The 13,687-nt window shown below is 70.5% G+C and carries 11 protein-coding genes; 7 read left to right on the top strand and 4 right to left on the bottom strand.

The genetic code is table 11. The features are described 5' to 3' along the window. Positions 1-60: 60 nt before the first annotated feature. Positions 61-1,005 carry a cation diffusion facilitator family transporter gene (locus LK540_RS01300; protein WP_229435218.1) on the top strand — a complete coding sequence of 315 codons (945 nt, stop codon included), beginning with the start codon at positions 61-63 and terminating at the stop codon, positions 1,003-1,005. Here the strand turns inward: LK540_RS01300 and LK540_RS01295 are convergent. Next, entirely contained in the window at positions 966-1,370 is a 405-nt protein-coding gene (locus LK540_RS01295; RefSeq protein WP_229435216.1) for a hypothetical protein, read from the bottom strand. The genes LK540_RS01300 and LK540_RS01295 overlap by 40 nt on opposite strands. A 153-nt stretch (positions 1,371-1,523) precedes the next feature. Here LK540_RS01295 and LK540_RS01290 point away from each other — a divergent pair, with 153 nt between their 5' ends. The 5 genes from LK540_RS01290 (at position 1,524) to LK540_RS01270 (ending at position 6,341) form a co-directional block, all read left to right on the top strand. Next, positions 1,524-1,943: a DUF2946 family protein gene (locus LK540_RS01290; RefSeq protein WP_229435214.1), complete on the top strand. Its 420-nt coding sequence runs from the start codon at positions 1,524-1,526 to the stop codon at positions 1,941-1,943. 60 nt (positions 1,944-2,003) lie between these two features. Further along, positions 2,004-2,627, top strand: a complete 624-nt coding sequence (locus tag LK540_RS01285; protein ID WP_229435212.1) for a hypothetical protein — start codon at positions 2,004-2,006, stop codon at positions 2,625-2,627. Then, positions 2,627-4,015, top strand: a complete 1,389-nt coding sequence (locus LK540_RS01280; RefSeq protein ID WP_229435210.1) for a TolC family protein — start codon at positions 2,627-2,629, stop codon at positions 4,013-4,015. Before LK540_RS01285 ends, LK540_RS01280 begins: the two co-directional genes overlap by 1 nt. After that, positions 4,012-5,403: a multicopper oxidase family protein gene (locus LK540_RS01275; RefSeq protein ID WP_229435209.1), complete on the top strand. Its 1,392-nt coding sequence runs from the start codon at positions 4,012-4,014 to the stop codon at positions 5,401-5,403. The genes LK540_RS01280 and LK540_RS01275 overlap by 4 nt, the downstream gene beginning before the upstream one ends. Positions 5,404-5,585: 182 nt before the next feature. Then, complete coding sequence (locus tag LK540_RS01270) at positions 5,586-6,341, top strand: hypothetical protein (RefSeq protein WP_229435207.1); 756 nt, start codon at positions 5,586-5,588, stop codon at positions 6,339-6,341. A gap of 69 nt (positions 6,342-6,410) precedes the next feature. Here LK540_RS01270 and LK540_RS01265 read toward each other — a convergent pair whose 3' ends face one another. Continuing rightward, positions 6,411-8,906 (bottom strand): heavy metal translocating P-type ATPase, encoded by a 2,496-nt coding sequence (locus LK540_RS01265; RefSeq protein ID WP_229435205.1) that lies wholly within the window; start codon positions 8,904-8,906, stop codon positions 6,411-6,413. Positions 8,907-9,088: 182 nt separating this feature from the next. Between LK540_RS01265 and LK540_RS01260 the strand changes: the two genes are divergently transcribed. Further along, positions 9,089-10,597, top strand: coding sequence for an aryl-sulfate sulfotransferase (locus tag LK540_RS01260; protein WP_229435203.1), 1,509 nt, complete (start codon positions 9,089-9,091; stop codon positions 10,595-10,597). A 38-nt stretch (positions 10,598-10,635) separates the two neighbouring features. On the opposite strand, the gene tssG is transcribed toward LK540_RS01260, so the two are convergent. Then, complete coding sequence (gene tssG, locus LK540_RS01255) at positions 10,636-11,721, bottom strand: type VI secretion system baseplate subunit TssG (RefSeq protein ID WP_229435202.1); 1,086 nt, start codon at positions 11,719-11,721, stop codon at positions 10,636-10,638. Then, positions 11,691-13,538, bottom strand: a complete 1,848-nt coding sequence (gene tssF / locus LK540_RS01250; RefSeq protein ID WP_229435200.1) for a type VI secretion system baseplate subunit TssF — start codon at positions 13,536-13,538, stop codon at positions 11,691-11,693. The genes tssG and tssF overlap by 31 nt, the downstream gene beginning before the upstream one ends. Between the last annotated feature and the right edge of the window lie 149 nt (positions 13,539-13,687).

Raw genomic sequence — 13,687 nt, 5'->3', positions numbered from 1 at the left:
CCGGCGAATTGGCTAGACTGGGCTTCACGCTCGGCTTCACTAAGAATATCTCCCCTTTTTATGTCCAACGACAAGAACACAAAAACCGCCACCGACAGCCGCAAGGTCATCTACGCCGCCATCGTCGCCAACCTCGGCATCGCCGCCGCCAAGTTCTCGGTGGCCGCCGTCACCGGCAGCGCTGCCATGCTGGCCGAAGGCATCCACTCGGCGGTCGACACCGGCAACGAACTCCTGCTGCTGGTCGGCGAAAAAATCTCAGGCCGCAAGCCCGACGCGCGCCACCCCTTCGGCTACGGCAAGGCCGTGTATTTCTGGGCCCTGATCGTGGCCCTGTCCGTGTTCACGCTGGGCGGCGGGCTGTCGATCTACCACGGCATCCACAGCCTGCAGGAACCGGCGCCGCTCGAAGACCCGTTCTGGAACTACGTGGTGCTGGGCGTCGCCTTCCTGTTCGAAGGATACAGCTGGAACGTTTCGCGGCGCGCACTGAACAGCAACCGCCTGCCCGGCGCCACGCTCTGGCAGACCGTCAAGGCCAGCAAGGATGCCTCGGTGTTCACCGTCTTCATCGAGGACAGCGCGGCCCTGCTCGGGATCCTGGTCGCGGCCGGCGGCATCTGGCTCGGGCACCTGCTGGACAATCCCTACATCGACCCGGCGGCCTCTATCGCGATCGGGCTGCTGCTGGTGGGCGCGGCCTGGACCCTGGCGCGCGAGACCGGCGGCCTGCTGGTAGGAGAGAGCGTGGGCGTGGAACAGACCGGCCAGCTGAAGGACATCTTCCGCGCCGACCCCGCGTTGGAAACCGTGGGCCAGCTGATGACCATGCAGCTCGGCCCCGACGACGTGCTGCTGACCGCCGCCGTGCGCTTCCGGCGCGGCATGCGCATCGACGAAGTCGACCTGGCGATCGCCCGCCTGGAGGCCGCGGTCAGGGCATTCGATCCGGCGATCCGCCGCGTTTATTTCGAAGCGGCGGCGCTGCGTTCGGCCAGCCGGTAGCGCTGTTCGGGCAAGGCCCGCAGCAGGGCCGACTGCGCCAGCAGCGCGGCCATCAGTTCGTCGACCAGCAGGGCGAGGTCGTGCTGGTGGAAGGCGGCCAGCGCCGGCAGTTGCGGCACGCTCGCCTGCAGCGCATGGGCGCGCGCCAGCGCCGTCACCGGCACCGCGGCCAGGGCGCCGCCGCCGGGCAGGTTGCCGCTCACGAAGCGCATCCGGTACTGGCGGTCGACCAGCATGGTCCCGCTCAGGAAACGCTCGACGCCCATGTCGAACAGGACGTGCCTGACCACCTCGGCGGCGCGGTCGGCGAGTTCGCGCCGGTTCTTGCGGCGGCGCGGAATCAGGAGCTGGGCGATCCAGGCCATCTGTGTGGTCCTTTGTTTAACAGTGATTAACCAACAGGCAACATTTTATCAGCAGGTATTTATGCTGACAATCAAGATTTACGGGCAGGCGGCAGCGACGAAGGACTGCCGCCCTGCCGCCGTATTGCCGGGACAGCGTGCTAGAATGGCCGCGTGAATACCCTCTTGCGCACCCTGACCCTGTGGCTGGTCCTGCTGGCGGTTCCCTTCCAGGGATTCGCCTCGGCGGCCATGCTCGGCTGCGGGATGGGCAACATGGGGCATCCGGCGCCGGTTTCGCCCGCCCCGGCGGGCATGGGCGCGGAACATGCGCACCACGGCATGCATGGCGGCGAACACCACGCCATGCCGGCCGCGGATGCGGACGACGGCCACCATTCGCCCCAGCACCACGGCAACGCCAAGTGCGGTGCCTGCTCGGCCTGCTCGATCGGCGCGGCCATCGTGCCGGCGCCCGTCCTCGCCCTGCCGGTGCATGCGCCGCCGCGCCTGGCGGCGCCCTTCTCGGCCGGACTCCTGCCCTCGGTCGACCTCGCCCTGCCCGAACGGCCTCCCCGCTTCGTCCTCGCCTGATTTGCCGCCCGCCGCGCCGCTTGCCGCGCGGCCCTGTCGTATGCAACCAGAGAGGATTCCATGCCATCCGCCATTTCGCGCGTCGCGCGCATCGCGCCGTCCCGCGCATCCCTGACTTTCCTGACGGCCGGCCTGCTGGCCACGGCCGCCGCCCACGCCGCCAGCATGCCCGCCGCCGACCCGAACGCGCCGGTGCCGCCGACGCGCTACCAGACCGGCGCCGCCTACCTGCCGCGCCCCGCCGAACCGGCCACCCCCGACCAGGCCTGGAAGGAGCAGAACCGCATCGTCGCCGCCACGCCGGGCCACGGCCACGCGGCGCCCGGCGCCGATCCGCACGCCGGGCACGCCATGCCGGCTCCCGCACCAGCCGCCCCGCATGCCGGCCATGCCATGCCGGCTCCCTCACCAGCCGCCCCGCATGCGGGCCACACTATGCCGGCTCCCGCACCGGCCGACCCACACGCCGGGCACGCCATGCCGGCTGCGGCACCGGCCGATCCGCATGCCGGCCATGCCATGCCGGCTCCCGCACCAGCCGCCCCGCATGCGGGCCACACCATGCCGGCTGCTGCACCGTCCGACCCGCATGCCGGCCACGCCAAGCCTGCGCCCGCACCTGCCGACCCGCACGCCGGCCACCGTCCGGCCGCGCCGGCGCACCGGCACGAGGGGCAGCACTGATGCCAGCCGCCCTCGTGACACGCGGCGCCCTGGCCGGCGCCGCCGCACTGCTGGCGGGCTGTGTCGGCGTGGCGCAGGATGGCGGGTTCGCTGCCGTCGCCGACGCGGCCCGCGCGCGCACCGGCGCCGAAGCGAAGCTGGTACGCACCGAGGCCGACGAACGCGCGGTCGCCGACACCGTGCGCGCCCTGCTGGCGCAGCCGCTGGGCCGTGAAGACGCGGTGCGCATCGCCCTGCTGAACCATCCCGGCCTGCAGGCCAGCTACTGGGACGCCGGCATCGCCCAGGCCGACCTGGCCCAGGCCGCGCGCCTGCAGAACCCGGGCTTCGGCTTCAAGCGCAGCGCCGGCGGCGGCTCGGTCGAGATCGAACGCTCGCTCACCGTCAACCTGGTGCAGGCGCTGACCCTGCCCCTGTCGCGGCGGCTGGAACAGGCGCGCTTCGACCAGGCGATCCTGAGCGTGGGCGCCGCCATCGAGCGCCACGCCTTCGAGACCCGGCGCGCCTGGGCCGAGGCGGTGGCCGCGCGCCAGGGCCTGGACTACGCGCGGCGCGTGAACGCCGCCGCCGAAGCCAGCGCCGAGCTGACCGGCCGCATGACCCGCTCCGGCAACGCCAGCGCCCTCGACAGCGCGCGCGAACAGCTGTTCCATGCCGAAGCCGCCGCCGGCGTCATGCGCGCCGAGCAGGCGCTGATCGCCAGCCGCGAGCGCCTGGCGCGCCTGCTCGGCCTGTGGGGCGAACAAACCGCCTTCACGCTGCCGGAGCGCCTGCCCGACCTGCCGGCTACACCACTGGAGTCCGGCGCGACTGAGCGCCTTGCGCTGGAGCGCCGCGCCGACGTCCAGGCCGCGCGCCAGCAGGCGGCCAGCACCGCGGCGAACCTCGGCCTGACCCGGACCACGCGCTTCGTCAACGTGTTCGAGCTCGGCCTGGAGCGCAAGAGCGAGACCGGCGAACCGCGCGCGCGCGGCTACGAAGTGTCGCTGGAACTGCCGCTGTTCGACTGGGGCGGCGCCCGCAGCGCGCGCGCCGAGGCGCTCTACATGCAGTCGCTGCGGCGCGTGGCCGAGACCGCGGTCAATGCGCGCAGCGAGGCGCGCGAACGCTACCTGGCCTACCGCGGCGGCTGGGACCTGGCGCGCCACTACCGCGACGAAGTCCTCCCGCTGCGCAAGAAGATCTCCGCCGAAGTCCTGCTGCGCTACAACGGCATGCTGGCCAGCCCCTTCGAGCTGCTGCTCGATGCGCGCGAACAGGCCGGCGCCGTGCACGCCGCCATCGAGGCCCTGAAGGAATTCTGGATCCAGGAAGCGGCATTGCAGCTGGCCCTGGGCGGCCCCGCGCCGCAGGCCGCCACCAACGAACACAAGGAACACGCACCATGACCACCCGCAGAGCATTCCTCGGCGGCGCCGGCACCCTGGTCGGCGCCGCGGCGGTCAGCCGCGCCGCCGCGGCCGGCCTGCCGGAAGCGCCGTACGCAGCGCACACCCAAGCCGCTGCAGCGGCGCCGGGCGCCACCGCCGCCCCGCTGGCCCCGCCCAACGGCCGCCCCTATAACCCGGTCGTCACCCTGAACGGCTGGTCCCTGCCCTGGCGCATGAAGGACGGCGTCAAGGAATTCCACCTGGTGGCCGAACCCGTGGTGCGCGAACTCGCCCCCGGCATGCAGGCCAATTTGTGGGGCTACAACGGCCAGAGCCCGGGCCCGACCATCGAGGTGGTCGAGGGCGACCGGGTGCGCATTTTCGTCACCAACAAGCTCCCCGAGCACACCAGCATCCACTGGCACGGCCAGATCCTGCCTTGCGGGATGGATGGCGTGACCGGCCTGACCCAGCCCGGCATCGCCCCAGGTAAAACCTTTGTCTACGAATTCGTGGCGCGCCATGCCGGCACCTTCATGTACCACCCGCACGCCGACGAGATGCAGCAGATGGCGATGGGGATGATGGGCTCCTGGGTCACCCATCCGAAGGACCCGCGCCAGCATGCGGTCGAGCGCGACTACGTGATGCTGCTCGGCGCCTTCGACATCGAGCCGGGCAGCTACACGCCGCGCACCAACACCATGCTCGACTTTAATCTGTGGACCATGAACAGCCGCGTCTTCCCCGGCGTCGACTCGATGGTGGCGCGCCTGGGCGACCGGGTGCGCATCCGCGTCGGCAATCTCACCATGACGAACCACCCGATCCATCTGCACGGGCATCGCTTCGAGGTGGCCGGCACCGACGGCGGCTGGGTGCGGCCGGAAGCACGCTGGCCGGAAGTGAGCGTCGACGTCGCCGTGGGCCAGATGCGCGCCATCGAGTTCGTGGCCGACAATCCCGGCGACTGGGCCTTCCATTGCCACAAGTCGCACCACACCATGAACGCCATGGGCCACGAGGTGCCGAACCTGATCGGCGTCGATCACCGCGGCGTGGCCGAGAAGATCAACGACCTGATCCCCGGCTACATGGTGATGGGCGACAAGGGCGGCTCGATGGGCGACATGCAGATGCCGCTGCCGGAGAACACCCTGCCGATGATGACCGGGCGCGGTCCCTTCGGCAACCTGGAAATGGGCGGGATGTTCACGGTGCTGAAGGTGCGCGAAGGGCTGGCGCGCGGCGACTACCGCGACCCGGGCTGGTACAGGCACCCGGCCGGCACGGTGGCGCGCGAGTGGCATGGCGACCTGCCGCCGGCCGCGCAGGCGCCGGGCACGGCGCCCGCTCCCGCGCAGGGCGCGGCATCGGCGCGCAAGCCGCAGCAGCACGGGCATTGAGGCGTTTTTCGGCGCACCCATGCATGCCGCATTGAAGGAAAGGCTTGAATAATCGACAATCGAACTGTCGACTTCCAGCCTTTCTTTCCATGACCCTCTCTCGTACCGGATGTATTCTTGCCGCTGTCCTGGCGGGCGCTACCGCCCTTCCCGCCCATGCTGCCCGCGTGCAGGAAGTGCGCATGCAGGACCTGCCCGCCTTCCTGGCCAGGAACGACACCGTCGTGGTGCAGTTCACCTCGCCCGACCCCAAGTGCCGCTACTGCATCGGCGCCGACAGCGCCTTCGACAAGGCCGTCGCGCCGGCACGCGATGCCAGGGTCAGGTACGTGCGCGTGCAATGGCCGGTGTGGCACAAGTTTCCGGATTTCGGCAAGCTCACCAAGCCGATCGGCCTGCCCGAGCAGATGGTGTTCCGGCGCGGTACGGCGATCGGGACCGTCGGCGGCAGGCTCGAGGACAGCAGCGGTTTCCTCGCCAAGGTGGCGCAGATCCAGGCCAACCCGAAAGACCCGAAGGATTTCTACCGCGACCTACAGGCAGCCGTCCCCGCCCCTGCGGCGCCGGTGGTCCCCGCTGCGCCGCTCTCCGCCGAAGAAGAACGCCTGACGCGGCTCATGGCCCGCAAGGACCTGCTCGGCGGGATCGTGTCGTTCTGCGCGCGCGCCTTTCCCGCCGCCGGACCAGGCGTGCAGGATGCCTACGGCGCATGGCAGGCGGCGCACAAGCCGGCGCTCGACCAGGCGGCCGTGGTGATGATGGCGCGTTCCAGCCGCAGCGATGCCGCCGCCGCCAGCGCAGTGGTGCGCGACGAGCAGCAGCGGCTACAAGCCTGGACCGCCGGCAGCCTGGGCATCAGCCAGGACCGCAAGCCGACGGCCGAGGATTGCGAAAAGATCGGGCGCGGACTGACGTCGCTGCCCGAGATTGCGGCCTGAGATTGCGGCCTAAGATCGCAGCCCGGGATCGCAGCCTGAGAATGCTGCCCGGGATCGTCTCCTGGCGCGTCAGGCCGCCGCGCGCGCCGTCACCGGATAGCCGGCGTCGTCGATCGCCGCCGCAATCCGGTCCAGGTCGGCGTTGCTGTCGATTTTCACCTTCCCCGTCGGCAGGTCGATCTCGACTTTGGCGGCGGCGTCGATGCCCTGCACCGTTTTAGTCACGCGGCCCACGCAATGGCCGCAGCTCATGCCTTCGACAGTCAGTTCGTACATGGTGTGTTCTCCTTTCGATGGGGGCAGGCTGGTCCCGCCCGTTGATGATGGCATGCTTACGGGATGCATGCCCGATGGTGCAGGCGCCGCCCGATGCGGCGCGGCCGGCTGCCAGCGCCGCAGCAGCAGCGCATTGCTGACCACGCTCACCGAGCTGAGCGCCATGGCGGCGCCGGCCAGCATCGGGTTCAGCAGGCCGAAGGCGGCCAGCGGAATACCGACCACGTTGTAGGCAAAGGCCCAGCCCAGGTTCTGGCGGATCTTGCGGTAGGTGCGCTGCGACACCGCGATGGCGTCCGCCACCAGGGCCGGATCGGCGCGCATCAGCGTGATGCCGGCGGTATGCATGGCGACGTCGGTGCCGCCGGCCATGGCGATGCCGACGCCCGCCGCGGCCAGGGCCGGCGCATCGTTGATGCCGTCGCCGACCATCGCCACCCTGCGCCCGGCCGCGAGCGCGCGCTGTACGTGCTCGGCCTTTTCGCCCGGCAGGACCCCGGCAGCGAACTCCTCGATGCCGACCGCCGCCGCCACCGCGCGCGCCGCGCCCTGGTTATCGCCGGTCAGCATGCTGGTGCGCACACCCATCGCCTGCAGGCGCGCCACCGCGGCCGGCGCCGTGGCGCGCACGCGGTCGCCAAAGGCGAGCAGGCCCAGCACCTCAGGCTGGCCGCCTTGCTCGCGCAGCAGCCAGGATACGGTGCGGCCTTTGGCTTCGTGGCGCGCCGCCGCCTCCTGCCACGGCCCAAGCGCGGCGCCGAGTTCCCCGGCCAGGCGTGCGTTGCCCAGCAAGACGCGCATGCCGTCCACGCTCGCCTGCACGCCGCGCCCCGGCAGGGCCTGGGCCGTGCCGGCCGGCTGCAGGACCAGGCCGCGCTGCCGTGCCAGTTCGCCCACGGCGTGCGCCAGCGGATGGCTGCTGGTCTGCTGCACGGCGGCCGCCAGCGCCAGCACCAGTTCGGGCTGCCCGCTCTCGATCGCGGCAACGACCGGCCGGCCCTCGGTCAGGGTGCCGGTCTTGTCGAACACCACGGTATCGACCGCGTGCGCGGTTTCCAGCGCCTCGGCGTCGCGGATCAGGATGCCGTGGCGCGCCGCCACGCCGGTGCCGACCATGATCGCGGTCGGCGTCGCCAGACCCAGCGCGCAGGGGCAGGCGATCACCTGTACCGCCACTGCGTTCAGCAGCGCGCCCTGCCAGTCGCCGGTGGCCAGCCACCAGCCGACAAAGGTGAGCGCGGAAATCATCAGCACGGCCGGCACGAACACCGCGCTGACGCGGTCGACCAGGCGCTGGACCGGCGCCTTGACCGCCTGCGCGTCTTCCACCTGGCGGATGATCTGTGACAGCAGGGTCGCCACGCCGACCGCCGTCACGCGCACCAGCAGCAGGCCTTCACCGTTCACGGCGCCGCCGGTGACGCGCTGGCCCGGCCCCTTGGCCAGCGGCAGGCTCTCGCCGGTGAGCAGCGATTCGTCGAGGTGGCTGCTGCCCTCTTCCACCACGCCGTCGGCGGCGACGCGCTCGCCCGGCCGTACCACCAGCAGGTCGCCGACGCCTAGCGCGCTGGCGTCGATCAGGCTGTCCTGGCCGCCGCGCCGCACCAGGGCCTCGGTGGCGCGCAGCGATTCCAGCGCGCCGATCGCTTCCAGGGTCTGGCGCCGGGCGCGCGCTTCCAGCCACTTGCCGAGCAGGACCAGAGTGATGACGACCGCCGAGGATTCGAAATACAGGTGGACGGCGCCGTGCCCGCCTGCCAGCAGCAGGTAGACCGACAGGCCGTAGGCGGCGCTGGTGCCGAGCGCGACCAGCAGGTCCATGTTGCCGGCGCCGGCGCGCAGCGCCTTCCAGCCGGCGCGGTAGAAGCGCGCGCCGAGCCAGAACTGCACCGGGGTGGCCAGCAGCCATTGCAGCCAGCCCGGCAGCGTCCAATCGGCGCCGGCCAGCTGGCCGAGCATCGGCAGCATCAGCGGCGCGCTCAGCAGCGCGGCGGCGGCCACCGGCCACCAGGCCGGCAGGGCGCGCGCAGGCGCGGAGGTGTGCAGCGGCGCGGCCTCGATCGCAGCGGCCTCGTAGCCGGCCCTGCGCACGGCCTCGACGATGGCGGCGCTGTCCGCCGCGCCGCGCACGCTGGCGCGCTCGAGGGCCAGGTTGACGCTGGCCTCTTCCACCCCGGGCACTGCGCGTAGCGCCTTCTCCACACGCGCCACGCAGGATGCGCATGTCATACCGGAAATATCAAAGCTTGCCGCGCCGGGCTTGGCATGCTGTTCGAGGCTGTTGTTCATGGTTCATCTCCTTCCGATACCCACAGCATATTGCTTCCCATCGTGGGAAGGTCAAGCGCCGCTGCCGGGCAGCATGGCGAAGACGATTGAGCCGGTCGGTGGCATCGCCGTTCTGCCAGAACTTTACGGCAGAGGCGGCGTCGAAGCTGTAACTCGTCAGTATCCCATTTCCTGGAGGATGCATGAAGACCGCATTGCGTACCGTATTGCTCGTTTCACCCTGCCTGCTGCTGGCAGCCTGCAGCCATTCCGACGACGACTCCCAGGCCGAGGAGGCGCGCCTGCAGGTGGTCGGCCAGGCGCCGGGCCCCACGCCCTTCGTCGCCAACCTGACCCTCTCGCTCGACGACTTTTCCCACCTGTCGAGCGTGTCGTACACCATCGCCGCCCGGCCCGGCACCTTTTCGAAGCCGATGAGCACCACCTTCACCCGCGCCTGGATCGAGCGCACCGGCGCCTGGCGCGCGGCCGACCGGCGCCTGGTCATTCCGGTGTTCGGGCTGTATGCTGGGTATGCCAACGGCGTCACGGTCAGCGCGGCGTTCGAGGACAAGTCGACCGACGACGAGCAGGTGAGCGTGTCCACGCCGGCGTATACAGGGCAGGCCGCAGTCTACAACACGCCCGACGTCAGGACCGCGCGCAGCGCCGCGGCGGCGCCCGGCTTCGACTACATGCTCATCAAGAGCAGCGACCATGCGCCTGTCGTGCTCGACACCGATGGCAATTTCCGCTGGCTGGGCGCCGAACCCTACTCCTCGCCCTCGACCTGGTTCAGCGGCGACGCCTTTTATGTCGGCAACGCCGCCGCGCCGGAACTGCGCCGCTTCGACCTGACCGGCGCCTTTACCAACGTTCCGCTCGCCTCTACGCGCTATACCAACTTCCACCACGACCTGTCGGCCGGCAAGAAGGGCTTGCTGGCTGAACTCGACGCGAACGATGGCGGGGTGCCGAAGATCGAGTCGATCCTGGCCGAAATCGGCACCGACGGCGCCATCCTGAAGGAATGGGACCTCGGACCGATCTTCCGCGAAGCGATGCAAGCCGGCGGCGACGATCCGTCGAACTTCGTGCGCGACGGTACCGACTGGTTCCACATGAATTCCGCCATCTACGTGGCGGCCGACGATTCGCTGCTGATTTCCAGCCGCGAAAACTTCGTCGTCAAGCTCGACTACCAGACAGGCAAGATCAAGTGGCTGTTCGGCGACACCACCAAGCACTGGTACGTCGATTATCCCTCGCTGCGCGCACTGGCGCTCGAACTCACCTCGGGCAAGGCGCCGATCGGCCAGCATACGCTGTCGGTCACCCCGAACGGCGAACTGCTGCTCTTCAATAACGGTCTGGGCAGCCTGAACCAGCCGGCGGGCACCGCACCCGGGGTCACGCGCGACTTCAGCACACCCTCGCGCTACGCAATCGACGAGAAGAAGCGCACCGCTGCCGAGGTCTGGACCTACGCTCCCGAGCCGCCGATCTATTCGGACATCTGTTCCAGCACCTATGAAACCACGCCCGGCAACTACCTGATCGGGTACGCGGCGACGGCAGGCCGCACGCGCAGCAAGCTGCGCGCAATCAGCAGCAGCGGCCAGATCGCCTTCGACTACGAGTACCCGACCTTGAACTGCGCAACGATGTTCATTGCCCAGCCCATCGCGTTCACGGGCATTGTGCTGAAATAAGGCGCGGACGCAAGGCCGCAGCCACGGCGCCGGCAGTGCTAGCGGCGCGGGGTGGACGCAGGTGGCAACGGCGCCATCGGGCGGACCAGGTAACGCATGTCCGCCCGGTCCGCGCTGACCGGCGCCGTCACCACGAAGCTGTCGCGGCCCAGCCGCGGCGGCGCCGGCATTGCGTCTGCACCGCCAAGCCGGCTCGGCCGGACGTCAGCCGCGCGCAGGATGAGTTGCACTTCGAACTCGATACCCGGCACCGCGAACTGGGCCAGCAGCTGGTGCAGGGCGGCCGCCATGTCGCCGCTGGGCAGGAAACGCCCGAAGCGGGAGCGGTCCAGCGGCCCAATGCGCAGGCGCACCCGCAGGTCGGGACGCCAGCTGCGCGCACCGAGCACCGTGTTGTCGCCGAGGCAGGCGGCGCCGAGCGCACTCTGTTCATGGGCGGCGAGGCGGCTCCAGTGCCCGACCGTTTCCTGCAGCGCCACCGGCACGCCGAAGTAGCCCGCCAGCAGGCTGCGCAGCACGGCCGCCGAGCGCGGGCGCTGGTGCAGCAAACCCGCGAAGTAGGCCAGCGACGCCGCCGGCACGCGGGTTGCCGCTTCGGTTGCCGCGCCACCGCCGGCGGCCCCGGCCAGGGCGAGCAGGCGCGGCATGAAGCGGTCGGGCCCGTGCGCCAGGTCGCGTTCGACGCGGTGCTTGCGCCAGGCCCCGTAGTACAGGGCCAGCATGCGCCCGGACAGGATGTCGAGAAAGGCGCGCGGCGCCTCGTCCCCGTGTACCGATTGCCATTGCTGGATGCGCTCGGTGTCGTGCAGGGGCAGCGCGCCATGGACGCCAAGCAGGCCCATGAAGCCTGGCGTGAGCAGAAACTGCGGCGCCTGCGTCGCATCCGTTTCGAGCACGCGCAGGTCTTCGATCTCGCCCGCCGGGAAACCCAGGCGCAGGCTGTTCGCGAAACGCAAGTGCGCGCGCCAGGCCTGCTCGCCGGGCACGCCCCGCTCTTCCAGCCAGCGCAGCAGGATCGTCACCGCCTGGACGAACGCGAAGGACTGCGGCGCCGCCAGCAGGCGTTCGAGGGCGCTCAAGCCGCCCAGTCCGCTCACGTCGCTTCGGTGCTGCGTGGGGCGCATGCGAGGATTTCCTGGCCGCTGCGGGCAGAGACGATCTCGAGCCGGGTGAAGCAGTTGAGCTGGCTGTTCAGGGCAAAGTAGCGGTCCATCACCTGGGCGAACACGTACAGGCTGGCGCCGGCAAAGGCGTCCTCGTCGAGCGTCATGCGGATGCCGATGCCGGGCATCAGGGTCGACACCGGCCGGGTGCGGATCCAGGCGCGCATGCTGCCGTGTTCCAGCTTGAGGATGCCGCCGATCTGGCGCCGCGCGCCGGCCGACTTCGGCAAGTCGTACAGGGTCAGCATCTTCTGCAGGTCGCCCAGCCCGGCCTCGGTCAATCCGGCATGGTTCAGCGAGAGATGGGCGATCAGGCGCCAGTGCGCGCCCTTGCCCTCGAAGCGCCGGCTCGGCGTTGGCGTGCGCAGCAAGCGCCAGGGCGCGCTGTTCGACGCCGATTCGGCGATCAGGACGGCGCCCGGGCCGCCCGCCCCCAGCTGCGCCGGCAGGTCGCGGTTGCTGCAGGTGAGCTCGGTCGACACGGTCGCCCCGGCCGCCTCGCTGGGCCGGAAATCGGCGTCGACCAGCGCCAGCCGGACCTCGTGCCCGGGACTGACCTGGGCCAGCGTCTCGTCGCGCCGCGCGACCCAGAAGTGCGCGCCGCCGGTCCCTGGCGTATCGTGGCCCACGGCGTACAGCGGCGCGAACTCGGTGATGCCGCTCGCGCCATTTCCTGCGCGCGCTTCGCGCACCAGGCGCACCCGGTCGATGCTGTGGATTTCGTAGGAGGCCGCGTGCGCCGAATCGGCTGCCAGCGGATAGTCGGTCCGGGTGTGGGACAGCTGGATCGGATCGCCGCCCTTGCGGAACAGGTTCACCACCGGCGTGCAGCCCGGCAGCAGGTGCTGCGGCGACAGCGGCGCCAGCAGGCGTGCCTCGGGTGTGTCGGCGGCCGGCGCGCGCAGCGGCAGGTGCAGCGTGAAGCGCACGCAGCCGGCCGGCAGCACGCGCGCCATGGCCGCGAGGTCGACTTCGACGAAGGCGAATTTTTCCGGATAGCTGAAGTACTCGGTGAGCAGGCGAAAGGCCGGATGCGAGCGGCCGCTGTCGGGCAGGATGGCGTCTTCCGGCGCCAGGCCGGCCAACTGCAGCGGCACGCGCTCGAGCGCCTGCCAGGCGCCGTCCGCAGCCTGGACCCAGGCCCCTGCCGCGTGGATGAACAGGGCGTCGAGCAGGGCCGCGCGCAGCGAGGCGTCGGCATCGACGAACAGGCGCACGCGCCCGATCCCGCGCGCGCACAGCGCGCCGAGCGAACCGCGCACGCCGAACTCGATGGCGATGCAGGCGCCCACCCCGCGCGGCAGGCGCGCCGCACCCGGCGCCCGCGCGGCGGCGAACGGCGCCGTAAAGGAAGCGCGCAAGACACGCAGCGGCCCGGCCAGGACCGGGTAGACGGTGCGGAAGTGGCAGATCGTGCCTTCGACCGGCACGCTGCGCAGGGCCGTGCCGCGCGCCAGTTCGGCGAATTCGCCGCTGTCGCCGGCGCCGTCATGGGCCAGCCGGGCGACCGAATACGAGGGCAAGGGCCGCAGGTAGTGCGGATACAGGCTTTCGAGCAGCGACTCGGTGAACTTCGGGTAGTCGTCGTCGAGCCGCTTGTGGATGCGCGCGCTGAGCAGCGCCACCGACTGGATCAGGCACGCCACGCCGGGGTCTTCGATGCTGTCGCCGGCCAGGTGCAGGGCGCCGGCCGGCTTCGGATAGCGCCGCGCAAACTCGCGCGCGAATTCCCCGAACAGGCCCAGCTCTTCCTCGAAATACCGCAGAAGCTCATCCATGTGCTCTCCGCAAAATTGCTGAAGACCAAGATGCATGCTCCCATCGGGGCGCTAGGCCGGCATTGACGGCGCTCAGGTGTCGAACGGCGGCTGTCGCACATCGGCCCGGCCCAACGCTGCCGTTTATTTCCCATCCTTGTCGAAAACGC

This window comes from Massilia sp. IC2-278, assembly GCF_020708045.1.
In the GTDB taxonomy this organism is placed as follows: domain Bacteria; phylum Pseudomonadota; class Gammaproteobacteria; order Burkholderiales; family Burkholderiaceae_D; genus Telluria.
Note: the sequence above shows the minus strand (reverse complement) of the source record. Positions and strands in the feature narration are given on the sequence as shown.